The 23,071-nt window shown below is 42.0% G+C and carries 25 protein-coding genes and 1 pseudogene; 15 read left to right on the forward strand and 11 right to left on the reverse strand.

What is annotated here, in order from left to right:
* Nucleotides 1-615: 615 nt before the first annotated feature.
* Together H4I94_RS09265 and tyrS are read right to left on the reverse strand one after the other, a co-directional pair.
* Nucleotides 616-909: a hypothetical protein gene (locus H4I94_RS09265; RefSeq protein WP_261182892.1), complete on the reverse strand. Its 294-nt coding sequence runs from the start codon at nucleotides 907-909 to the stop codon at nucleotides 616-618.
* 529 nt (nucleotides 910-1,438) lie between these two features.
* A complete protein-coding gene (gene tyrS / locus H4I94_RS09270) occupies nucleotides 1,439-2,671 on the reverse strand; it encodes a tyrosine--tRNA ligase (protein WP_165493288.1) in 1,233 nt (410 codons plus the stop codon).
* A gap of 63 nt (nucleotides 2,672-2,734) precedes the next feature.
* Here tyrS and H4I94_RS09275 point away from each other — a divergent pair, with 63 nt between their 5' ends.
* The gene (locus tag H4I94_RS09275) at nucleotides 2,735-3,862 is read left to right on the forward strand and encodes an anhydro-N-acetylmuramic acid kinase (protein ID WP_261182893.1); all 1,128 of its coding nucleotides are present in this window, start codon (nucleotides 2,735-2,737) and stop codon (nucleotides 3,860-3,862) included.
* 97 nt (nucleotides 3,863-3,959) lie between these two features.
* Here the strand turns inward: H4I94_RS09275 and H4I94_RS09280 are convergent, their stop codons facing one another.
* The 4 genes from H4I94_RS09280 to H4I94_RS09295 form a co-directional block, all read right to left on the reverse strand.
* Nucleotides 3,960-5,246, reverse strand: coding sequence for a lytic murein transglycosylase (locus H4I94_RS09280; protein WP_261182894.1), 1,287 nt, complete (start codon nucleotides 5,244-5,246; stop codon nucleotides 3,960-3,962).
* Nucleotides 5,247-5,908: 662 nt separating this feature from the next.
* Entirely contained in the window at nucleotides 5,909-7,030 is a 1,122-nt protein-coding gene (locus tag H4I94_RS09285; protein ID WP_261182895.1) for a 5-(carboxyamino)imidazole ribonucleotide synthase, read from the reverse strand.
* A 27-nt stretch (nucleotides 7,031-7,057) separates the two neighbouring features.
* Entirely contained in the window at nucleotides 7,058-7,570 is a 513-nt protein-coding gene (gene purE, locus H4I94_RS09290) for a 5-(carboxyamino)imidazole ribonucleotide mutase (RefSeq protein ID WP_131273565.1), read from the reverse strand.
* Between the two features lie 179 nt (nucleotides 7,571-7,749).
* Nucleotides 7,750-8,091, reverse strand: coding sequence for a DMT family protein (locus H4I94_RS09295; protein ID WP_261182896.1), 342 nt, complete (start codon nucleotides 8,089-8,091; stop codon nucleotides 7,750-7,752).
* A gap of 100 nt (nucleotides 8,092-8,191) precedes the next feature.
* Here H4I94_RS09295 and H4I94_RS09300 point away from each other — a divergent pair, with 100 nt between their 5' ends.
* The gene (locus H4I94_RS09300; RefSeq protein WP_261182897.1) at nucleotides 8,192-8,698 is read left to right on the forward strand and encodes a hypothetical protein; all 507 of its coding nucleotides are present in this window, start codon (nucleotides 8,192-8,194) and stop codon (nucleotides 8,696-8,698) included.
* A 147-nt stretch (nucleotides 8,699-8,845) separates the two neighbouring features.
* Entirely contained in the window at nucleotides 8,846-10,210 is a 1,365-nt protein-coding gene (mpl, locus tag H4I94_RS09305; RefSeq protein ID WP_261182898.1) for a UDP-N-acetylmuramate:L-alanyl-gamma-D-glutamyl-meso-diaminopimelate ligase, read from the forward strand.
* A gap of 62 nt (nucleotides 10,211-10,272) precedes the next feature.
* Here the strand turns inward: mpl and H4I94_RS09310 are convergent, their stop codons facing one another.
* Nucleotides 10,273-10,746: a BLUF domain-containing protein gene (locus H4I94_RS09310; protein ID WP_261182899.1), complete on the reverse strand. Its 474-nt coding sequence runs from the start codon at nucleotides 10,744-10,746 to the stop codon at nucleotides 10,273-10,275.
* Between the two features lie 218 nt (nucleotides 10,747-10,964).
* Between H4I94_RS09310 and H4I94_RS09315 the strand changes: the two genes are divergently transcribed.
* The 3 genes from H4I94_RS09315 to H4I94_RS09320 all read left to right on the forward strand — a co-directional run bounded on the left by H4I94_RS09315 (nucleotide 10,965) and on the right by H4I94_RS09320 (nucleotide 12,740).
* Nucleotides 10,965-11,297, forward strand: coding sequence for a hypothetical protein (locus tag H4I94_RS09315; RefSeq protein WP_092820927.1), 333 nt, complete (start codon nucleotides 10,965-10,967; stop codon nucleotides 11,295-11,297).
* 358 nt (nucleotides 11,298-11,655) lie between these two features.
* On the forward strand, nucleotides 11,656-11,790 hold the full coding sequence (locus tag H4I94_RS16265) for an alanine acetyltransferase (RefSeq protein WP_314732918.1): 135 nt from the start codon (nucleotides 11,656-11,658) through the stop codon (nucleotides 11,788-11,790).
* A complete protein-coding gene (locus H4I94_RS09320; RefSeq protein ID WP_314732919.1) occupies nucleotides 11,775-12,740 on the forward strand; it encodes a zinc-binding dehydrogenase in 966 nt (321 codons plus the stop codon). Before H4I94_RS16265 ends, H4I94_RS09320 begins: the two co-directional genes overlap by 16 nt.
* A gap of 54 nt (nucleotides 12,741-12,794) precedes the next feature.
* On the opposite strand, the gene H4I94_RS09325 is transcribed toward H4I94_RS09320, so the two are convergent.
* Nucleotides 12,795-13,079: a GNAT family N-acetyltransferase gene (locus H4I94_RS09325; RefSeq protein WP_261182900.1), complete on the reverse strand. Its 285-nt coding sequence runs from the start codon at nucleotides 13,077-13,079 to the stop codon at nucleotides 12,795-12,797.
* 379 nt (nucleotides 13,080-13,458) lie between these two features.
* On the opposite strand from H4I94_RS09325, the gene H4I94_RS09330 reads away from it, so the two are divergent.
* From H4I94_RS09330 to H4I94_RS09350, 5 genes and pseudogenes are all read left to right on the forward strand, one after another.
* Nucleotides 13,459-14,415, forward strand: coding sequence for a TerC family protein (locus tag H4I94_RS09330; RefSeq protein ID WP_092820930.1), 957 nt, complete (start codon nucleotides 13,459-13,461; stop codon nucleotides 14,413-14,415).
* Nucleotides 14,416-14,630: 215 nt separating this feature from the next.
* The gene (guaD, locus tag H4I94_RS09335) at nucleotides 14,631-15,947 is read left to right on the forward strand and encodes a guanine deaminase (protein ID WP_261182901.1); all 1,317 of its coding nucleotides are present in this window, start codon (nucleotides 14,631-14,633) and stop codon (nucleotides 15,945-15,947) included.
* Between the two features lie 222 nt (nucleotides 15,948-16,169).
* A complete protein-coding gene (hpt, locus tag H4I94_RS09340) occupies nucleotides 16,170-16,697 on the forward strand; it encodes a hypoxanthine phosphoribosyltransferase (protein ID WP_092820932.1) in 528 nt (175 codons plus the stop codon).
* Nucleotides 16,698-16,874: 177 nt separating this feature from the next.
* On the forward strand, nucleotides 16,875-17,132 hold the full coding sequence (locus H4I94_RS09345) for a GlsB/YeaQ/YmgE family stress response membrane protein (protein ID WP_092820933.1): 258 nt from the start codon (nucleotides 16,875-16,877) through the stop codon (nucleotides 17,130-17,132).
* 52 nt (nucleotides 17,133-17,184) lie between these two features.
* Nucleotides 17,185-17,268, forward strand: a pseudogene (locus tag H4I94_RS09350) (GlsB/YeaQ/YmgE family stress response membrane protein); the annotation flags it as partial.
* 435 nt (nucleotides 17,269-17,703) lie between these two features.
* Here H4I94_RS09350 and H4I94_RS09355 read toward each other — a convergent pair.
* Both H4I94_RS09355 and dmeF read right to left on the reverse strand, forming a co-directional pair.
* A complete protein-coding gene (locus tag H4I94_RS09355; RefSeq protein ID WP_261182902.1) occupies nucleotides 17,704-18,405 on the reverse strand; it encodes a DsbC family protein in 702 nt (233 codons plus the stop codon).
* Nucleotides 18,406-18,486: 81 nt separating this feature from the next.
* Nucleotides 18,487-19,473, reverse strand: a complete 987-nt coding sequence (gene dmeF / locus H4I94_RS09360; protein WP_261182903.1) for a CDF family Co(II)/Ni(II) efflux transporter DmeF — start codon at nucleotides 19,471-19,473, stop codon at nucleotides 18,487-18,489.
* 54 nt (nucleotides 19,474-19,527) lie between these two features.
* Between dmeF and H4I94_RS09365 the strand changes: the two genes are divergently transcribed.
* Together H4I94_RS09365 and H4I94_RS09370 are read left to right on the forward strand one after the other, a co-directional pair.
* Nucleotides 19,528-19,794 carry a metal/formaldehyde-sensitive transcriptional repressor gene (locus H4I94_RS09365; RefSeq protein ID WP_092820981.1) on the forward strand — a complete coding sequence of 89 codons (267 nt, stop codon included), beginning with the start codon at nucleotides 19,528-19,530 and terminating at the stop codon, nucleotides 19,792-19,794.
* 115 nt (nucleotides 19,795-19,909) lie between these two features.
* Nucleotides 19,910-21,097 carry an MFS transporter gene (locus H4I94_RS09370; RefSeq protein ID WP_261182904.1) on the forward strand — a complete coding sequence of 396 codons (1,188 nt, stop codon included), beginning with the start codon at nucleotides 19,910-19,912 and terminating at the stop codon, nucleotides 21,095-21,097.
* 110 nt (nucleotides 21,098-21,207) lie between these two features.
* Here H4I94_RS09370 and H4I94_RS09375 read toward each other — a convergent pair whose 3' ends face one another.
* Nucleotides 21,208-21,543: a DUF1622 domain-containing protein gene (locus H4I94_RS09375; protein WP_092820937.1), complete on the reverse strand. Its 336-nt coding sequence runs from the start codon at nucleotides 21,541-21,543 to the stop codon at nucleotides 21,208-21,210.
* A gap of 217 nt (nucleotides 21,544-21,760) precedes the next feature.
* Between H4I94_RS09375 and H4I94_RS09380 the strand changes: the two genes are divergently transcribed.
* Both H4I94_RS09380 and H4I94_RS09385 read left to right on the forward strand, forming a co-directional pair.
* Nucleotides 21,761-22,039 (forward strand): transposase, encoded by a 279-nt coding sequence (locus H4I94_RS09380; RefSeq protein ID WP_227519089.1) that lies wholly within the window; start codon nucleotides 21,761-21,763, stop codon nucleotides 22,037-22,039.
* Nucleotides 21,997-22,908 carry an IS3 family transposase gene (locus H4I94_RS09385; RefSeq protein ID WP_261182991.1) on the forward strand — a complete coding sequence of 304 codons (912 nt, stop codon included), beginning with the start codon at nucleotides 21,997-21,999 and terminating at the stop codon, nucleotides 22,906-22,908. The genes H4I94_RS09380 and H4I94_RS09385 overlap by 43 nt, the downstream gene beginning before the upstream one ends.
* Nucleotides 22,909-23,071 lie beyond the last annotated feature (163 nt).

Raw genomic sequence — 23,071 nt, forward strand, 5'->3', positions numbered from 1 at the left:
ATCAACCAGTAAAAATCCACACAAGTTGTTCTTCATAATCTCTTAATGATCTTTCCAACACCTCGTCAGTGCCAGAAGCTGGATTCAATAAACTTAACAACTCAACGCTTCGCGTTTCGTTCGTTTCCGTCTATCTCGTCGGTATGGGGTGCATTCTAGAGGATTTCAGAATCATTGCAACCCCCAATTCACTATATTTTTCACGTATGTATCTTTTTTCTACGAATTTTATTAAAAAATCACTTTTTTATCTAAATTTTGAGCATTTTTATCAAAAAAATACCATATTCATTGCTTTTCAAATATAAATAGCTGGATTTTTTAAGACCTGATAGCTATCAAAAAATCATAAAAAATACATAAGAGCTAAAAAATGAATCTCGATCTGCAAAATTTTTCTAAATTCTCTAAACAAGATGAGCAATATTTCCTACTTTTCTATCAGACTTATAGATCGCACACCCGATTTGACGTCTACTGAATATTTTTATATTTACTTTCCCTATCCATCTAAACTTTTTAGTTAGAAAGTATCGAGCTATTTCGTGATAGCTTTATCTCCCTTACAAATAAACTCGATATTTACAGCATACCGGACAAGAATATAAACACTCATTAAGCCACATGTTCCTGAGAGTTACACCCCACCCAGTGCTGCATTACTTCCATAATCACTTCTTTCTTGCCACTATAGTCTTCAGCAGCAAATAACAATTTAGCCCGACGTGGTAATCGGTCTTTGACCAAAGAAAACAGAAGATAGTGTGATGCAAGATCTAATTGCTGAAACAGGGCTTGTGCTTGGGCAAAGGATTGTCGTTTCTGTTCAGGCGAATCGTATTCGAAAAGGAAACGTAAAATGAAATCAATTTCCTGGTCAAAAATATTTTGAGTCTGATAATGGTACATAAATAATACTTATCCTCTTTTTATAACTTTTATAGATCTTCTTTGAGACCTCATATCATAAGCATGCTGATAAGATGATTCAATTTCAGCACTTACACTGCAGTCTAACCTGTATTTCAAGCAAATGAAAAATGCAGCAATTGAATATAAAGTCAAAGGAAATAACGAAAATTTGGAAATAAAAAAGGAAGAGATCTCTCCCAAAATCTCTTCCTTGGAGTTGAATCTTTATTCGATCCATCGTGTCATTATTATAGTTATCTACAAAAATTTAAAAAAGTCTCCGGGGGAAGAGACTTAAAAATTGTGGAGCTTTTCTTATAGAGTTACCCTCTAGATATGTTTTCTACACAATGTCTAGATGAATAAATCTTAAACATAAAATATGACAAAATCAAGACAATTGGAAAAATTTAAGTATTGTTTTTATAAGCTTTTTTTTGAATTTATTTATTTAAAATACTCATATACAGTACAAAAAATAAAAGCAGGCCAAAGCCTGCTTTTATTTCAATGGTTTAGCACATGCTTAATCAATAAAAGTCACTTTTGCAATTGCTTTTTTACTGGCTTGAACGATCAAAGTCACGTTCTCTTTCACAGAAAAATTAGCATCAACCACATTCCAATCTACTTTAACAGCACCACGACCAATCGCATCTTTGGCTTGAGCCGCATTTTTGGTTAAACCCGCAGCACGTAAAATAGAGGTAATAAAGATTTCACCGCCAAATTCCCCACGTGAAATGGTCACCTCAGGTGTTCCTTCAGGCAATTCACCTTCAGTAATCAGGTTACCTGCACCTTTATGTGCAGTTGCCGCAGCTTCTGCACCGTGGAAACGCTCAACCAGTTCAAGCGCGAGAATCTTTTTCACTTCTTGCGGATTACGGCCTTCAGCCACTTCTTTTAACAGCTGCTGGATTTCTTCAATCGACTTGAAGCTTAACAGATCAAAATAACGCTCGATCAGAGAGTCTGGCATTGAAAGGACTTTTTGATACATCGCACCCGGTGCATCAAACACGGCAATGTAGTTACCCAAAGATTTAGACATTTTATTCACGCCATCTAAACCTTCAAGAATCGGTACCGTAATACAGACTTGTGCTTCCTGGTCATAACGACCTTGCAAAGTACGCCCCATCAACAGGTTAAAGGTCTGGTCTGTACCCCCCAGCTCCACGTCAGCATGTAATGCGACCGAGTCATAACCTTGCACCAACGGATATAAAAATTCATGGATCGCAATTGGTTGGTGGCTGTTGTAGCGTTTGGTAAAGTCATCACGCTCCAGCATACGCGCTACAGTCTGCTGTGAAGCCAGCTGGATTAAATCAGCTGCAGTTTTTTGAGCAAACCATTCAGAGTTGAATACCACCTTGGTTTTAGCCGGATCAAGAATTTTAAATACTTGTTCTTGATAGGTTTTTGCATTTTCCAACACTTTTTCACGGGACAATGGCGGACGAGTCGCGCTTTTACCTGTGGGATCGCCGATCATGGCGGTGTAGTCGCCAATCAGGAAATAAACTTCATGCCCCAAATCCTGGAACACTTTCAATTTATTAATCAGAACCGTATGACCCAAGTGCAAGTCAGGTGCAGTTGGGTCAAAACCCGCTTTAATTTTAAGCGGACGATTTTCTTTTAATTTCTTCAGAAGATCTTCTTCGGAAATAATTTCATGCGTGCCTCGTTGAATGAGGGCAAGTTGTTCTTCAGCCGGCAGGAAATTTGACATCACAAAACCCAAACACATCAGTTATTCAATTTGTGCGATATACTAACACTTTTTCAGCACATTGCAGGCTTAAGAATAATCATGACAGCGATCTATATTGGGGTAATGACCGGCACAAGCATGGATGGTGTCGATATTGTTGCTGCTTCTTTTGATCCCTTACAGCTTCACGCGACCCTCACTTTGCCTTTTGATCCCGATCTTCGTGACGAACTGATGGCACTCACCCTACCGGGCGACAATGAAATTGACCGTATGGGCAAAGCTGACGTTGCTTTAGCCACCATGATTGGTCAGGGCATTAATACACTCATTGAAAAGAACCATTTAGATCGTAGCCAAATTAAAGCCATCGGTTCGCATGGTCAAACCATCCGCCACCGCCCTGAACACGGCTTTACCCTGCAAATTGGTGATCCCAACATCATTACTGAAATGACAAAAATTCAGGTCATTTCAGATTTTCGTCGTCGCGATATGGCGGCTGGCGGTCAAGGGGCTCCGCTGGTTCCTGCATTTCATCAAGCCTTGTTCCAGCATGACAGCATTCATCGTGTGATTCTAAATTTAGGCGGAATTGCCAATGTCAGTATGCTGCCCGCCGGCAAACCCGAAGCCGTTTTTGGTTTTGACACCGGCCCTGCCAATATTCTTATGGATGCCTGGTGTCACCGCTATACCGGTCAACCCTATGATGAAAATGGCAACTGGGCAGCATACGGACAACCGATTCGCAGCCTGCTGGACCGCTTGCAGGCGCATGAATTTTTCTCCAAAGAACCTCCGAAAAGTACCGGCCGTGAAGACTTCAACCTGGAGTGGCTGGATGAACAGATTCTCGACTGGCGTAATGACCTAGAATATGACGAGCTAGAAGATACCCCTGAAAATGTTCAGGCGACCTTAATGAAACTCACTACCCGTGCCATTAAAAAAGCGATTTACCGTTCTGACATGGATACCGGTGAAGTCTATGTCTGCGGTGGCGGAGCCTATAACTCGAACCTGCTTGAGCAATTGCGCTGGCGTTTACGCAAACACGAATGGACAGTACAAACCACTGCCGATTTAGGACTGAACCCAACCTGGGTGGAAGCCACTGCTTTTGCCTGGCTGGCGATGCGTTTTGTGAATCAGCAAAGCGGGAATCTGCCTGCAGTTACGGGTGCAGCAGGCTATCGTATTTTAGGCAGTATTACCGCAGTCTAAACATTTTTTGTTTCAAAGCTTCAGCATAGAAAAGGTCTGCATCAAGCAGACCTTTTTATTTCTATATGTTTATTAGTTCTATACTTTACAGGATCAGTTACCTCATCAGATTTTTGGCATTTTCCTGACGAAAAGCATTCAGAATCTGTTGTCCGGCCCGTCCGGTTGGACTAAGACCCAAACGAATCTGCTCCTGACGGATCGCTTGACGGGTTTTATCCCCGATCAGGCCATCTACGCTGCCAATATCATAACCGCGATTGATCAGGAACTGCTGAATTTCACGACGTTCTGCACGTGATGTTCCCGCATCATCGGTGGGCCAGGTTTTACTAAAACCGCCTCCACCTTGTAGCCGATCGGACAAATGCGCAATTGCTAATGCATAACTTTCTGCCGCGTTATAACTATATATAGCATCGAAGTTTTTAAAGACCAGAAATAACGGCCCATTTGCACCTGCAGGTGCCATAAGGCCCGCAGCAGATGACTCGCTTAAATTACCCTGAATGAGCGCTGTACCATCCGCACGCACCACACCACGACTCACCCAGCTGCTTAAAGCCTTTTTATTGCGACGACTTTCCCCGGCAATGGACATGCCTTCAGGGATTTTAACCTCAAAACCCCAAGTTTGCCCGGTTTGCCAGCCACGCTTTTTCAGAAAATTTGCAGTTGAAGCCAGAGCATCTGAGGTACTGGACACCAGATCACGACGACCATCACCATCAAAATCCACCGCCAGCTCTTCATAGGTGGAAGGCATAAACTGGGTATGGCCAAATGCTCCCGCCCATGAGCCTTTCATTTGCTGCTCGCTTAAGTCACCGCGTTGTAAAATTCGCATGGTGCTAAAGAATTCGCCACGAAAAAAACCTTGCCGACGCCCTTCACAACTTAAAGTACCCAAAGCCTGCAATAAAGGATAACTTCCAGAAATATCGCCAAAGTTACTTTCCACCCCCCAAACAGCGACCACTGTTTCAGCCGGCACTCCATAAGTGGCTGCAACACGATTCAACACATCACGGTGCTGGGCTAATTTTTGACGCCCGAGTTGCACTCGCTCTTCATCCACCAGACCGGATAAATAGTCCCAAATCGGAGTCGAAAATTCAGGCTGATAATTCAATTTATCAATCACGGAATAATCGGGGGTTAAATTTTGCGTATAGCGATCATAGGTAGAACCACTTACACCCGAGTTCATAGCCTGAGTACGTAAATTAGCAATACATTGCTGAAAATTATTTCGCGGAGTCAAAATTTGATTTGAAGGTGTCGTGGAAGTGACTGTGACAGGTTGACCATTAATAATCAGCTCAGCATTGGCTTGAGTCATGGCAAGGAAAACTGAACCTAAAACGAAAGCTAAGCGCTGCATAGTATCCTTTACGATCTTTGAATTTAAATTATGCTTTTACCATACCACCATCAGCACATCGTTTCTGAATCAAATCGTAAATTTAAATTCATTTTCTTCATTTTAAATTCATATTTCACTTTTGAATTTAAAAATTTTATCCACAGGCTTTATTTTTAGATTTTTTAAATTCAAAACACAGGCAAATATGAATTTAAATTTATTATTTTAAATTTAAAGCAAAATTTTAAATTCAAATAGCTTGTGGATAAGTTAATTCCACTATTTTTATAGTTTTAGAAAGCGAATACTTTAAATTCAAAATCCTATTTTTTAAATTTAAAAGTTTAAATTCATTTCTCCTTAAACCATTTGAATTCATATTTTTTAAATTCACATGCACGAGTTTAAATTTAAATTCATATTTTTGAATTTATTTTTATCTTTTGAATTTAAAAATTCCTGCATCGTTTTACAAAAATAAAACTGAAATACAGAGCCATTCTATTTGTTTGTTTTTTATTCAGTCTATTTATAAATCATTGTACAAATAACATACAATTATTTTTTCCTTGTTCCGATAAATGGCATCTTCCTCGAAAAGAGGCGCAATCATGCCCGAACTGCAGGCATAAAAAAAGCGATCATTGGCATGACCGCTTTTTTATCATTCAAACTTGGGTTTAAATGCTCATATCTTCGCTAAGTGCCAGTGGATTTGGCAAAATTTTCGCCAATGCGCGGCATAATGCAGTCAGATCAGCACGGTCATTTGGCATCAGGGTGATATGGCCAATCTTACGGCCTTCACGCTCAGTCTTGTTGTAAAGGTGCAAATGAGCACCATTTAAAGCCAAGACATCTTCAGACTTAGGATGTTGACCAATAATATTGATCATTACCGTTGGGCGAACCACTTCAGTTGAACCCAATGGCAAGCCAGCCACCGCACGAATGTGGTTTTCAAACTGCGAGCAAACAGCACCTTCAATTGACCAGTGACCCGAGTTATGCACGCGTGGTGCCATCTCGTTGGCATACAAGCCTTTGTCAGTGACAAACAGCTCTAGCGTCAATACACCGACATAATTCAAATGATTGAGCAGGCGAGTGATGTAGTCTTGTGCAACCGGCTGTAAATCGGCACTGTTGGGTGCCGGAACAATCGAATGCGACAAAATGCCGTTGTGATGATGATTTTCAGCCAATGGCCAGGTTTTCACATCACCATTTTGGCCACGCACTGCAATAATTGAAACTTCACGTGAGAAAGTCACAAAACTTTCTGCAATGAGTTCACCGGCAGGACCAAGTTCTGCCCAAGCCTGATCAATCTGATCGACTGAACGAAGAACAAACTGGCCTTTACCGTCATAACCACCACGTGAGGTTTTCAAAACGATGGGTAAACCAAGTTCTGCCACAGCAGCCTGCAAGCTCTCAAGTGAAGTAACCGCTTTATAAGGCGCTACCGGAATCTCCAGCTCATCAAACAAGGCTTTTTCAGACAGACGATGCTGTGCAATTGCCAGAGCCTGACGTGGCGGATGCAATTGTTTTTGCTGGGTTAAAACATCCACATCTTCCAGTGGGGTATTTTCAAATTCCAGGCTGAACACATCTGCACTTTGAATGAAATCTTGCAGACCATTTTCAGCTTGGCTTGAGATGACCTGGCCCAAAGCTGCAGAAGGGCAATCTGTATTGGCTTCAAAGAAGGTACATTGAATGTTCAGCGGTAGAGCCGCTTGTGCCATCATACGGCCGAGTTGACCACCACCAAAAATACCGATGGTTTTATCCATAACGTGTGTCCCGTTTTAAGCTTGGCTTTAGTTTTGACCAGGAATATTTTTGCTTGCCACTTTTTCAGTTTGCGCAGCGCGGAATTCAGCAACATTTTTGGCAATGTCAGGACGTGTCAGACCTAAAATCTGTGCTGCCATAATGGCGGCATTGGTTGCACCGGCAGGACCAATTGCCAAGGTACCCACTGCAATACCGGCTGGCATTTGCACGATCGAAAGCAATGAATCTACACCGTTGAGGATTGAAGATTTCACCGGTACACCCAGAACAGGTAAATCGGTTTTTGCCGCACACATACCTGGAAGATGCGCTGCACCGCCAGCACCAGCAATAATTACCTGAATGCCACGCTCACGCGCTGTTTCCGCATATTCAAATAAACGGTCTGGAGTACGGTGTGCAGAAACAACTTCCGCTTCAAATGGGACGCCAAGCTGTTTCAGCATATTGGCAGTGTGTTCCAGAGTTGCCCAGTCAGATTGGGAACCCATGATAATTCCAACGAGAGGTTGAGTGTCTGCAGCAGCCGCATTCATTGCAAATGTTCCATAAACGAATGTAAGGAAGGATAAATCTCGACAAGAGCCAAGTTTTAAATGAATCACAAGCCCGATATTATAGACTGATTTTTCATCTCACCAAAATTTAACAGCACAAGCAGGCGGATATTTTCATTTTTTTTATAGAAATCGCTGAAAATAGGGCAGTGGCCAATTTACTGGCTACGGAATACAAAATAAATACAGCCCACCAAACAGAGACCTGCCCACACATAATCCAGTTTAAAAGGCTGTTTAAACAGAAAAATCATAAAAGGCACAAACACCAGCAAGGTCACCACTTCCTGGGTAATCTTCATTTGTCCCACGGCCCAGCCTTGTTGGGCAAGCAGGCGAGTGGCCGGAATCATAAAGCTATATTCAAGCAGGGCAATCACCCAGCCAAATAAAATTGCTTGCCACAACGGGGCATCATGCGGTAAAAACTTGAGATGACCATACCACGCCAAAGTCATAAAACAGTTAGCAATGATTAGCAGCAGCAATGGAAAATACATAACAATAACAGGCACTATGCAGGTAAATGTGATTTAACAAGTTTCGGCTGAAAAAGTACAATATAATCGTTCTTCAGCACAGTAAATTATTACTATATCAATGAATTTTTGTACAAAACTTTTTAGTCTGCTTATTCATCATCAAGCGAATGCAGATGCTTTATTGTTATCTGAGCAATTGGATAGGCAAGATCAGTTGGCATTAATTTTTGCTGATTTCTTTCAAAATATTACTTTAGATTACAGCCTCACTAGCTTAAAAAAAATCGACTATTATCTGTCTAAAGTTCGGAACTATTTTCAATTACATAATCAGCAACCCAAATCCATACAAGAAAAATTGGCATACACGGATGAAATCACTCGGGTTATTCTAAGAGTAGGCGCGTATTTAGGTGAGACTTTAAGGCAGCAAAATAAAAACTGGATTTGGGTAAATACCAAAGAACAAATTTGTACTGATACTGGAAATTTGAAAATGCATAGGCTGATTTTGACTGATCACATACACAAAATCGACCCTATGCACGTAGTTATGGATTTGATCTGTGCAGAAGAGCAACCTAGCTCCCTGTATCAATATGCAAAAGATGTTTTGGGCGAATAAAAAAACCTACAAATATTTTAATTCTACATAAAGACACAACTATCTTTTCCGCAAAACCCTTGATATCGTTGCTTTCAAATTGAATAAATCATGACAACACCACCAACAACAACGTGATGTGTCTAAAAAGCAGTGGAGTTAAAACGCATGCATCTGCATATTTTGGGTATTTGTGGCACCTTTATGGGCTCGCTGGCACTCTTGGCGCGTGATTTGGGACATAAGGTGACGGGTTCGGATGCAAATGTCTATCCACCCATGTCGACCCAACTGGAAAATGCAGGCATTGGCTTAATGCAGGGTTATGACCGCAGTCATTTGCAGCCACATCCCGATCTGGTGATTGTGGGGAATGCCATGAAGCGCGGCATTGATGCGGTGGAATACATGCTGAATGAAGGTCTGCCTTATATTTCAGGTCCACAGTTTTTGGCCGATCATGTTTTACAAGGCAAACATGTGCTGGGCGTTGCAGGAACTCATGGTAAAACCACCACAACCACTATGCTGGCTTGGGTACTGGATCAGGCTGGTTTAAACCCGGGTTTCCTGATTGGGGGCGTGCCCCTAGGTTTTAGTGAAAGTGCACGCTTAGGTGGCGGTAAATACTTCTGTGTAGAAGCCGATGAATATGATTCTGCCTTCTTCGACAAGCGTTCCAAGTTTGTGCATTACCATCCTAAAACCGCAATTTTAAATAACCTTGAATTTGACCATGCCGACATCTTTGATGATCTGGCCGCGATTCAAAAACAGTTCCATCACCTGGTGCGGACCATTCCCAGCGAAGGCCGCATTATTGCCCCAATCACTGAAAGCAATATTGATGAAGTTCTGGAAATGGGCTGCTGGACCCCTGTGGTTCGCACTTCGTTGGATGCCAATGACAAAGCCTCACTTTCTGCCGAACAACTGTCCGCAGATGGCTCGCACTTTAAGGTACTGGAAAATGGTGTGGTCAAAGGCATCGTTCAGTGGAATATGACCGGACAGCACAGTGTGGCCAATGCCCTGGCGACCATTGCAGCAGCTGAACACGTGGGTGTTGCCATTGAAACTGCATGTGAAGCACTTTCAAACTTTGGCGGGGTAAAACGCCGTATGGAATTGCTGGATACGGTAAAAGGCATTGAGGTGTATGACGACTTTGCCCATCATCCGACCGCGATTGAAACTACGCTGGACGGCGCACGCAAACGCCTGGGTGAACGTAAACTTTGGGCCATTATTGAACCACGTTCCAATACCATGCGTATGGGTAGCCATAAAGAGGGCCTGGCACACTCGGCACGTTTGGCCGATGAAGTGATCTGGTATCAACCGGAAGGGCTGGACTGGGATCTACAGCCCGTAATTGACGCTGCACCGAACAAAGCCGTGGTGGCACGTTCGCTGGATGACATTATTCAAACGGTGACCACAGAAGCAGGCGAGGGCGACGCTGTAGTGATTATGTCAAATGGCGGTTTTGGCGGCTTACACCAGAAACTGATTAGTGCGTTAAAAGCGTAGAGGTTGCACTTCAACTGCTCATCCAAGAATATTAAAAGGCTCACGTCCTGTGGGCTTTTTATTTAAAAATAATTTTGATAGCCCCGTTTAGTCAGACCGGTTCTGGGTTGAACCTCATGCCGGGCTTCTTCCATTTTAAGCAATAAACGAAGAAACTTGCTCATTTCCTCAGCATGCAACTGATGCGGCTGGAATTTCTCTAAGCCTATTGCTTTGAATAATCTGCTGATCTTGCCATGCTGGTTAACATATTTCATCGACCATTTTTTAAAATGAATCTGCTCAATCCTATGGTCAGGAAAACGCTGAATCTGATGATGGCGAGCATCCTGACTGATCTTTGAAAATAATTGTTCCAGCTGCTGTTTTTCACCTTCAAGACATTGAAAATAAACGCCTTCAGCATAATACAGCACGCCATAAATATCATGTGCCTGATTAAAAGATCGTGCCGTCGCTAAAATGTCACTTAAATCCTGTAATAGATCATTGCCGGATTCAACACGACTACTGGCATAACATAATTGAATCAGCATAAAAATTCCTATTTTGACTTATGCAACTTTGTAATCGGCCGTTTTCTTTCACGGCTCAATATCCTAAGCCCATACCATAATTGATTGTTTTTTAATCAAATGTAATTTTATTCTTACATGCTCATTTGATCAGGAAGGCTTAATTTTTCAATGAGATGCTATTAAATTAAAGTTAAACAAATAAAAAATAAACAATTTTCTAAAATTAGGAGATAAGCATGTTAAAAAAAGTTTTTATCATGACTGGATTATTGTGCCTTTATTTAAGCTTTATTATTGTGTTACACCGCTTCGGTGTGGAAGAAATGCTGAATATCGCAATTTCATCTTGCCTGTTGGGAATCTCGCTTAAATTCTGGGTACAGCAGCATTTTTATTTAATGCTGAGTCTGGTTATTTTAGCATTGCCTTTTCTGTGGCTCGAACAGTATAAAATGCTTGAAATGATGCTGATGACCGCCTTGCTGGGCGTCACCCTGACCCACCTGGTCCAGTCCCGTAAAAAATACCTGTTAAAATCCAAACCCTATAAATCTGTTTTAAGAGATTGATCAGGCAGATAGAACAGGCAAAATCTGTCTAATCTGTCCTGACATTTTATGAGAGCCGATCAAGCTAAACATATTGCTGTAAGCCCACAATTTCAGGCTTTGTTGAAATCACATCATTCTGTAAGCAAAGCTGTCTGAGTAATGACTTTGTCAACTACTATTGCTAGCTTAGATATACAAACTCTGCGTATTCATGCTCAATACTTCAACGTCCTATAAATACGGCAGGGCATCTGATTAACTTCTTTCTTCCTATCATCATTCAGTGTTCCTCTAATTAAATATTCTGCTTTAATTTTTTTAAAGAGGAGATTTATTTGATAGTGTGAAAGAGATGAAATAACAAAGGAATAAGCTGATGACAACAATGAAAGCAATGGTCTATTACGGCGAAAATGATATCCGCTTTGAAGAGCGCCCGATTCCCCAAATTATTAATCCCGATGATGCGGTGATCCGAGTCACCAAAACCACCATTTGCGGTACCGTTTAGGCATCTGGAAAGGTAAAAACCCTGAAATACAGGAACATGCCAAAACCCTAACCGGACAGTTTAATGGCCGTATTTTAGGTCATGAAGGTATCGGTATTGTTGAAGAAGTCGGTTCCGCAGTCAAAAAATTCAAGAAAGGCGATCGGGTCATTATCTCCTGTATTAGCCACTGCGGTATCTGTGAGAACTGCCAAAAGCAACTGTATTCCCACTGCCAGAATGGCGGAGGCTGGATTATGGGCTACATGATCGATGGTGCCCATGCGGAATATGTACGGACCCCTTTTGCCGACACTTCGCTTTACCTTTTACCTGAAGGCTTAAATGAAGATGTCGCGGTGTTTTTATCCGATGTACTGCCAACTTCACATGAAATTGGCGTGCGATATGGCAATGTGAAACCCGGTGATAGTATTGCCATTATCGGCACAGGACCAATCGGGATGGGTTGCGTGCTGACCTCACAATTCTATTCGCCTTCTGTCATTATTGCAGTCGATACGGATGATCACCGTTTGGCACTGGCCAAGGAATTGGGTGCAACCCATACCATCAATTCAGCTCAAGAAGATGCCATTCAGCGCATTTTGGACATTACCGAGGGCAGGGGCGTAGATTGCGCGATTGAAGCCGTAGGTGCAGAACCCACCTGGAATATTTGTCAAAATGTGGTGAAAGAAGGCGGGCATCTGGCCAATGTCGGGGTCCATGGCAAGTCGGTCAATTTTGAAATCAACAAGTTGTGGATTAAAAACCTGACCATCACCACAGGTCTGGTGAATGCCAATACTACAGACATGCTCCTTAAAACCTGCTGTTCCGGAAAATTGCCGATGGAAAAACTGGCATCGCATCATTTTAAATTTGCTGAATTTGAGAAAGCTTATGATGTGTTTAAACATGCCGCAGACCAGAAGGCCATGAAAGTTATTATTGATCTGGATCAGTAGGTTCAAAACATAAAAAAGCCCAAAAAATTGGGCTTTTTAAATCACTTTTTAAACTTAGGCGACAACGTCTGCCAAACTCTGATCACGTTTAAACATCACATCGACATAAGAACAGGTGGGCACAATTTTCAATCGTTTTTGACGGGCAAATTCAACTAAAACATCTAGCAATTTTCGTGCTACGCCTTGGCCACGCAAACAATCATCCACCCAAGTATGGTTGGCGATAATTTTATGCTCACCAGTCCAGATATAAGTGATTTCCGCAATTCGTTGACCTGCATCATTCAAAGTAAAAAATTCACCTTGTTGGCCATTATCGTGGTGTTGAAACTGCATCGCTAGTCCTCACTTTTTATTTGACTGAAACCAGAATACGCTAAAAGTAGATTATTTTAAAACATTGTGAATAGATAAAATTTGCACAATTCACATAAATATGCGATTCTTCAGCCACATTTGGATGAAATCCAAAACAAAATTAAGTTGAACAAGGGGAGTAGCCTCCTCCAGACCTGATCTTTTAATCTTACTCAAAGATCAGGTGTCAGAATATCGTCATTACACTTTGCAAAAAGTCGGTATCTGAGCATCTGAATTTACAAAATATAGATATTCAGATGTAGGCAAGACCTTGATCATGTTGACAGAGATTTTTAAATCATCTGGCAACAGGTCAAGGTTTTTTTATGGCCAGTTGTCAGATGTGGAGATTTTTATGGAATCCATTGGCAACCCTGGATTGTACCTGGCCTTTTTTTTGATGATAGCAGTCATGCTGATTGTCGACTTTATTGGTTTTAAACACACCGAAGACCAGCCCGTTAAAGTGAAGGTAGCCGCCTATTGGAGTATGGCCTGGGTCACTGTTTCAGTCCTGTTTGCAGGCGGTTTATGGCTGTATTTGCAGCAAACGGCAAGTGTGGCCTTAGCCAATCAAAAAACTATGGAGTTTTTTGCGGGTTATCTGTTAGAGAAATCGCTGGCGATTGATAATGTATTCGTCTGGTTAATGATTTTTGCAGCCTTTGCCATCCCTCCTGCCTTACAGCGTAAAGTGCTGCTTTATGGCGTACTCGGCGCGATTGTTTTACGTACCATCTTTATCTTTATTGGCGCGTGGTTCGTGCAAGAATTCTCTTGGATTCTCTACATTTTCGGTGCCTTTCTGGTCTATACCGGCTTTAAATTCCTGAAAGGCCATGAAGATAATCCGGATATTGAAAACATTGCCCTACTCAAGTGGTTACGTAAACATATGCGTATTACGCCGCATCTGGACGGGCATAACTTTTTCGTGCGTCAAAACGGTGTGTTATGGGCCACCCCCTTATTTTTAGTGCTGGTTTTGGTTGAAGGTTCCGATGTCATTTTCGCAGTCGATTCTATTCCGGCAATTTTTGCAGTCACCACCGATCCCTTTATTGTGTTAACCGCTAACCTGATGGCAATTTTAGGCTTACGTGCCATGTTCTTCTTAATGGCCGGGGCTGCCTCTAAAATGCATTACCTGCCTTATGGCCTAGGGGTTATTTTACTGTTTATCGGTTTTAAAATGCTGATGCTGGATGTGTTCCACATGCCAATCTGGATATCGCTGAGCTTTATTGTGATTGTCCTGTCCATTACCGCATGGCTGTCGATTCGCTACAACAAGCAGCAACAGCAACTTTAATTTTCACTCAAATGACCGAGCCTTTCATCGTTGCGATGGAGGGCTTTTTTATTTCCCATCTTTCAAGCGACTGGATATTGATCCATGCAGTTTTTCATCCTTGAGCATGCCGCTCCATGCATCGCACAGGGGAGAGCATGAAACCCATCCGATCGGGTGTAAGGGCAAAATTTCAGGTACAATCAATCGAAAAAAATCAAAATTGCAGGTTTTCAATGTCTTCTGTAGTTGCAACGACGGCGGTTCGCGGTCGCTTCCTAGATATTCAGAATACGGTTGCCCAAGCGCGTGATATTCACGACCAAGTGCGATATGTAGAAGATGGTTTACTGATTGCCGAAAATGGCAAAATTCGCTGGTTTGGTGACTGGCAAAGCGGCCAGCAGCATGTTCCGGCTGATGTTGAAGTGCATCATTATCCCGACAAGCTGATTGTGCCGGGTTTTATTGATACCCATATCCACTTCCCGCAAACCGAGATGGTCGGGGCCTATGGGGAACAACTGCTCGAATGGCTGAATACCTATACTTTTCCGACGGAATTGCAGTTTAAAGACAAAGCTTATGCAGACAAAATCGCGCAGTTTTTTGTCCAGGAATTATTAAAAAACGGCACCACCACAGCTTTGGTTTTTTGTACCGTGCATGCGGAATCGGTCGATGCCTTATTTGCAGCCGCAGAACAGTATCAAATGCGTTTAATTGCCGGCAAAGTGATGATGGACCGTCATGCACCAGAAGATTTGTGTGACACGCCAGAGACCGCTTATCAGGACTCTAAGGCATTGATTGAAAAATGGCATGGCAAAGGCCGCAACCTGTATGCCATTACCCCACGTTTTGCACCGACCTCGACGCCAGAACAACTGGCCAAAGCAGGGCAGCTAAAAGGGGAGTATCCCGATGTGTATGTGCATACCCATTTAAGTGAAAACAAGCATGAAATCGCCTGGGTCAAAGATTTATTTCCAGAGCAAAAAGGCTATCTGGATGTGTATCACCATTATGGTTTAACCGGGCAGCGTTCGATATTTGCCCACTGCGTACATTTGGAGGATGCCGAGTGGGACTGTATGCATGACACAGACTCGGCCATTGCCTTTTGTCCGACCTCAAATCTATTTTTGGGGAGTGGTTTATTTCCCTTGAAAAAAACCTGGGAAAAACAGGTCAAAGTCGGTTTGGGCACAGACATTGGCGCAGGCACGTCCTTCAGCCAACTGCAAAGCTTGAATGAAGCCTATAAAGTACAGCAGCTTCAGGGCGATAAACTCTCGGCATTCGAGTCTCTGTATCACACGACCTTGGGCGGCGCCAAAGCCTTGGATCTGGAGGATAAACTGGGTAACTTTAACCTGGGCAAAGAAGCCGATTTTATTGTGCTGGATTTAAAAGCCACTGCACTGCAGGCACTGCGTCAGGAACATGCTAAAAGCATTGAAGATGCTTTGTTTGCCCTGATGACCATGGGCGATGACCGTAATATTCATGCCACCTATATTTATGGAGCAGCAGCCTATGTCAAAAAGTGAAGTGAGGAAAAAATCCGCTAAAAAGATCATTGTGTGGAGTGGAATTGCCCTAGTGTGTGCATTTTTACTGAAACGTGATACGGCGCAGCACAAGGCCTAATGAGATTTACAAGCGCAAAAAAGATGCATCTCTTAAACAGATGTATTAAAATTAAAATAGCTTTAGAGGTGTTGCTGGTCAACACCTTTTTTATTTTTTGATTTGCTTTTAGGTATCTCCCCATGACCGTTCATATGAGTGTGATGATCTCAACTGAAGAAATTCAAGCCAAAGTCAAAGAGCTTGGTGCAAAAATTGATGCTCACTATGCCAATAGTGACAAAGAATTGGTGCTGATTGGCTTGCTTCGCGGTTCTGTCATTTTTATGGCGGATTTATGTCGTGCAATCAGCAAGCCACATGAACTCGATTTTATGACCGTATCCAGTTACGGTGGCGGTACGGTTTCAAGCCGTGACGTCAAAATTCTAAAAGATTTGGACGGCGAAATTCGCGGTAAAGATGTGCTGATTGTGGAAGATATTATCGACTCTGGTAATACCCTGAGCAAAGTTCTGGAAATCCTGAGCACTCGCGGTCCCAACTCTATTGAACTGTGTACGCTCATCAGCAAACCTTCACGCCGTGAAATTGAACTTGAAGTGAAATTCCTGGGCTTTGAAGTGGAAGATAAATTTATTGTCGGTTATGGCCTGGACTATGATCAAAAATATCGCCATATTCCATTTATTGGTGAAATTGGTTTATAAGACTAAGCAAAGATACTTAAAGTGGCCGAAGGCCACTTTTTTATGCTTTAAATTGCACGCGGCACAAAAAAACAACAGTTATTAGCAGGATTCATCTGTTTCGTATTTGATAAATGATTAATTATAAAAATGAAAGCGAATTGAAAGTAAATAAATGATAACAAAAGGAGAAGACTGATGTGGTCACTTATCGTTGCTATCGTGGTCGGTTTTATTGCAGGTTTAATTGCACGCGCTATTCATCCGGGTGATGATAAGGCAGGATTCTTCATTACTGCCTTGCTCGGTATTGCAGGTTCATTATTGGCTACTTATGGTGGACGCTTGCTCGGGCTGTATGGTGAAAACTCTGCAGCAGGTTTTATTGCTTCGGTGATCGGGGCCATCATTATTCTGTTTCTTTATAATCTGGTGACCAAGAATTCCAGGGGTTAAATATCCTGTCGAATTATGCAGTCAGCCATAAAAAAAGCACCGTACACGGNCTGCAGCAGGTTTTATTGCTTCGGTGATCGGGGCCATCATTATTCTGTTTCTTTATAATCTGGTGACCAAGAATTCCAGGGGTTAAATATCCTGTCGAATTATGCAGTCAGCCATAAAAAAAGCACCGTACACGGTAATGCCAGTCAGTTAAGAAATTGACTGACATTTTCTTTTTTAAATTCATGACTGTATTTAATATATGGGAAAAGTCATCCGCAACTGTTTGAGGCCGGACTATATTAAAAAACGATTGTTTCTGCGACAAATTTGTTAGTTGATAGTGGCTGACGAGTTTTGCGGTGAGGAGCATTGCTCCGCAAGATGCCTTTGGTCTTACGAAGCAGTGCTTCTCAGGGCAAAACCAAAGTAACAAATGAGCTGCAAGGAATTGATTTAAAACGGTAAGACTCCGCCATGAATTACTAAAAAATTAAAGAGTTTATTTCTAAACTCCTTAACTGATCAGCATTAACCGTACATGGTGTTTTTTTATCGTTTCTTGCATCAGCGCAAATCTATTTTATAAACCCAGTTCTTTCCAGATTTTTTCAATTTCCTGGGCAGGGTAGGCACCCATGACTTTAAAGCCATTGGAGAAAATAATCGCGGGTGTCCCGGTTAAACCTAAAGTTTTACCTAAACTTAAATTACGCTCAATCGGATTGGCACAGCTTTTATTGGCACCGGGTTGAATCCCTTTAGCGATCAAATTTGACCAGGCCAAAGCTGGATCTTTCTCACAAAATACCTGTTTGGAAACGGCCACAGATTGAGTTTTAATGGGGTAAATAAAGGTGTAAATCGTCACATCCTTTAATTTGCTTAGTTCAGTTTCAAGCTGTTTACAATACGGGCAATTTGGGTCAGAAAAGATCGCGATCTGGCGTTTACCATTACCTCGCACGGTCTTGACCGCATCCTGTAATGGCAATTTTTTCCAGTCAATACTGTTTTGCTTGAGTATTAAATCTTTGGTCAGGTTTTTCTGGTCACTTAACCGGAACATGGAACCGACCAGAATATGTTGGGCATCTTCCCCCAAATACACCACTTGGCCATCCATTGAGCCGCTATAAATCCCTTTCATTTCGGTGGCTTGAATATTTTCAATGTTCAGTTTGGGATGCTGCTTGCTCAGGTTAGTTTTCACCGTATCGACATTTGCTAAAGTTAAAGTGGAAATAAAACTCATCAAGGCACATGCCAATGTTTTTTTAATCATCTGTTTTGCTCATTACTATAAAATCTTTCCTGCTGATTCTACCCAAAAACCAGCCAGCTCATCTTAAAATTTTAGCTCGCCTTACTGAAAACCCACAGATTTACCCAGCAAGGTTTCACGTGGAACATTGACTGATCGCGGATTAATTTCCACCGAAACATGTACGATTTCTTCATGAATGGATAAGGCCTCACGAACCTGGTCTGCATTCAAACTGGAATCGGTGACCAAAGCTAAAATACAGGAAAATTTACCTTTACCCACTTTCCAGACATGCAGGTCGGTAATTTCTACCACTGGAAATTCTGCAATTACCTCACGAATTTCTTCTACCATAGGATGATCCATTTCTGCATCCAACAAGGTTTTTCCAGTTTCCTTGATCAATCCCCAAGCCCATTTTGCTACCAGAATAGCTCCGATAATACCCAATAAGGCGTCCAGAAAAGTCCAATTCAAATACTTGGCAGCAAACAGCGCAATAATGGCAAAGACTGAAGTCACCGCATCGGCAACCACATGCATAAAGGCGGCTTTCTGGTTCAGGTCATGCTCGGTATGAGTATGCTCATTTTCGTGAGCATGATCGTGGTGATGGTGATGGTGATGGTGATGGTGATCATCATGCAGCAACCACGCACAGATTAAATTAATCACCAGGCCCAGAATTGCAATCGGAATGGCCTGATTATAAAGAATATCAATCGGGTTAAGCAGTCGTTTAACCGATTGAAAAGCCATAAACACCGCCACCACCATCAGCAAGATGGCGCTGCTATAACCTGCCAAAATTTCAATTTTCCAGGTGCCAAAACTAAAACGATGATCCTGCGCATAACGGCGTGCGGAACGGTAAGCAAAATAAGCCAGTCCCAGCGCCAGCATATGCGAGCTCATGTGCCAGCCATCCGCCAGCAAAGCCATAGAATTGTAAATCCAGCCCCCAATCACTTCTAATAGCATCATCACTGCCGTTAGAATGGTCGCCAATAAAATACGTTTTTGTGCAAGCGGATTACCTTCATCAAACTGATGATGGTGGGTGCGGGTCAATGGGGCGTTTTGCATAATCTAGCTTTTCAATATACTCCCCCATAGTATATTTATTTTTGGAGAATAATGTTGGGGCATTTACATCAGGACAAGAAAATTCAAAACCGGGTCAAACGCTTACAAGGACAAATCAATGCCGTGGAGCAAGCGTTAAATCATCCGGAAAATTCATGTATCAGTATTTTGCAACAAGTCGCAGCCATTAAGGGGGCAGTGAATGGCCTGATGAATGAGCTTATTGAAGCGCATTTGCGTCATCACGTGATTGGAGAACAAACAGCAATTAATGAAGCAGAACTGGAAGAATTTCTTCAGTTATTAAAACGTTATAGCTAGATTTCTTACATTTTATCCATTGACGCTATATAGGGATTGCCAGTACGCTAAATTCTCCTTTTTCTCCCCATATTTGCCCTTTTGAATGCTGTGGCAAATATTTTTGTGACCCTCTATGACAAATCAACAATCCTGGCGCCCATTTTTAATGGTCAGCCTGGCACTTTGTATCGGAACGATGGGGACGGCACTGGCCAGTCCTTTATATCCCATCTATCAGCAACTTTGGCATTTGTTGCCGAGTCATATCACCTATATTTTTGTCACTTATATGTTGGGCTGTTTAGCCACGCTGCTGTTTTTAGGCCGTACCAGTAACAGCATTGGCTTTTTAAAAACCTTAGAACTGGGTTTGGTCATCATCACAGTTGGGCTTCTGCTGTCCATGTTTGCAAATAATGCACTATGGCTGTCTTTGGGGCGTTTTATTATCGGGATTGCCTCGGGATTAATGACCACATCGGCATTGATTGGACTGATGTGGAGCATTCCTGAATCGCATAAAAGCCATGCACCACAGCTCAGCTCGGTGATTACCGCCGTTGGCTTTGGTTTAGGTCCCCTGGTCGGTGGACTGATTGCCCAGTTTTCTGCCACCCCGTTATTTACTCCGTATATTCCGGTGATTATCGGGGCAGTGTTGTGTTTTATAGGCTTGTTACGTCTGCCTCAGCCTGAATTTACCGCACAAGCTTTTTCAATTGCACCCCGTTTAGAACGTCCTGAAGCACAATTCCGTCCTGAATTTTATATTACCGGTTTGACTGCCTTTTGCGCCTTTGCAGCGTTCAGCCTATTCGCTTCGCTTTCCCCCTCATTTGTACAGGTCATCATTCCCTGGCATGGTCCCTTGGTCAGTGGACTGGCCATTACCTGCATTCTGCTGATTTCTGCAATGGTACAGTATTTTTCCAGATCGATTCCTGCAAGAAAATGCCTGAATTACGGGCTGTATACGCTATTGTTCAGTTTATTGATTTTGGGTTTATGTATGTACTTACACTGGAGTTTTCTGTTTTTCATCAGTGATGTACTGCTTGGCGTTGGGCATGGATTAGCCCTGATCGGGGCATTTGGCTTAATTCACGCCATGACCAATCCACACAATCGAGCTGCAGTAATGTCGACCTATTTATTTGTCGCATATTTAGGCACCATTTTACCCATTATTGCAGTAGGCTATCTTGCCGATCATTTCGGTTTAACCGCAGGCGTGCTCAGTTTTTGTGCTGCGTTCTGTTTACTCTGTCTATATTTATTAATTTGGCATAAAAAAATTAAGGCAGCAAAACACTTTGCTTAAACCAGATCTAAAAACGGAATAGCGCGGGCGATCATGGAAATGTAAGCCCCATGAAGATAAATCATTAAAGCAAATGCAGAGCTGTTTTTATATTTGGTCTTTCCCTCAACTCATTTTCCCTGCGTAGGTTGATGTTCAAGCTCTTTGATTAAGAAATAATTCAAGAAAGTACGAATTACGGCAATGATGGCCAATTTAATCAAGCTATCCAGATCTGGATCGACAGTGGTGGCTAAAATATCGGCGGCGAGCTGGAATTCAAGTGCAGTGGCAAGCCAATCTCCAAAACAATAACGTGCTGTGCGACCTGATTTAAGCTGGATGAACACCATTGATGTTTTAATCAAGCCAATGATTACACACACCACGGAAATCATTTCTAAAAATAATTGGAGGAAATGAACCCAGGAAATTAATAATTCACGTAAAAACATGACATCAAACATTCATCACCTCCATAAGAGATTTTACCTCTCACTTTCTGACATCAACATCTGTCCACATTACCTCAATGATAAAAAATTATCCTCAGCTTTAATTGTCTGATTCACAAGTCCAGGTTGTAGGCTTAATACTATTAGACTTCTTGCATAAATCATTGAATAGCCACCGATTTTGTAGACACCTTTTAGTTAGATAAAATGGCTAATTAACGAGGTGCTTATGAGCAGTAAACGATATCCTGAAGAGTTCAAAATTGAAGCAGTAAAGCAAGTTACCGAGAAAGGCCATAGTGTGGCTGAAGTTGCTACACGTTTAGGAACTACCACTCATAGTCTGTATGCTTGGATTAAACGTTATGATCCACAGCAACCTAAGACAACAGAATCTAATGATCCAAGTGCAGAATTAGCAAAATTAAAAAAAGAGCTGCAAAGGGTCATCGAAGAAAGGGACATATTAAAAAAGGCCGCGGTGTACTTCGCAAGCCAGTCCAAATGAGGTACGCCTTTATTCAGGACAACCAGCATATATGGCCTGTTCGTCGTTTATGTTCAACTCTAGATGTTCATCATAGTGGTTATTATGCATGGCTAAAGCAGCCTATCAGCAAGACAGCCCAGAAAAGGCAACAGCTTTCAGGACTGATTAAACAGTTTTGGCTAGAATCTGGCGGAGTCTACGGCTATCGCAAGATTCACTTTGATCTGAAGGATTTTGGTGAAAGCTGTGGGATTAATCGAGTACATCGGCTGATGAAAGCAGATGGACTGAAATCACAGCGTGGCTATCGTAAACCTAGAGCTCATGTAGGTACTCCATCTGTTATTGCCGCAAATACTTTAGATCGACAGTTTAACCCAACTCATCCCAACCAACTGTGGTTCACTGATATTACTTATATTCGTACTCATGAGGGATGGCTGTATCTTGCAGTTGTAATTGACCTATTTTCTCGTCTTGTTGTTGGATGGTCGATGAAATCAAGAATCACGACAGACCTGGTTTTAGATGCATTACTAATGGCTTTGTGGCGAAGGAATCCAAAGAATAAGGTGCTGATCCATTCTGACCAAGGTAGCCAATACACCAGCCATGAATGGCAGACATTTCTCAAGCATCATAATCTTAAAAGCAGTATGAGTCGGCGTGGAAACTGCCATGATAATGCTGTTGCCGAGAGTTTCTTTCAGTTGTTAAAACGAGAGAGAATCAAGAGGAAAATATATTCATCAAGAACTGAAGCCAGGTCGGATATCTTTGAATATATTGAGATGTTCTACAATTCAAAACGCAGACATGGTTCCAATGGTCAGCGTTCTCCATTAGATTATGAAAAGGCCCATCAAAAGATGGTTATATGTGTCTAGAATTTTGGTGGCTATTCAGTCACGTAACTACTAAGTGACTAAAAAAAGCATAGCATTAGATGAACTTATAGAACATATAGGAACAATAAAAAGGCATAAAAAAAGCACTAAGTTATTAAAACTTAATGCTATTTAATTAACATAGTAATCTATTGGAACTTAT

This window comes from Acinetobacter sp. T_3_1 (assembly GCF_025377055.1).
In the GTDB taxonomy this organism is placed as follows: domain Bacteria; phylum Pseudomonadota; class Gammaproteobacteria; order Pseudomonadales; family Moraxellaceae; genus Acinetobacter; species Acinetobacter kookii.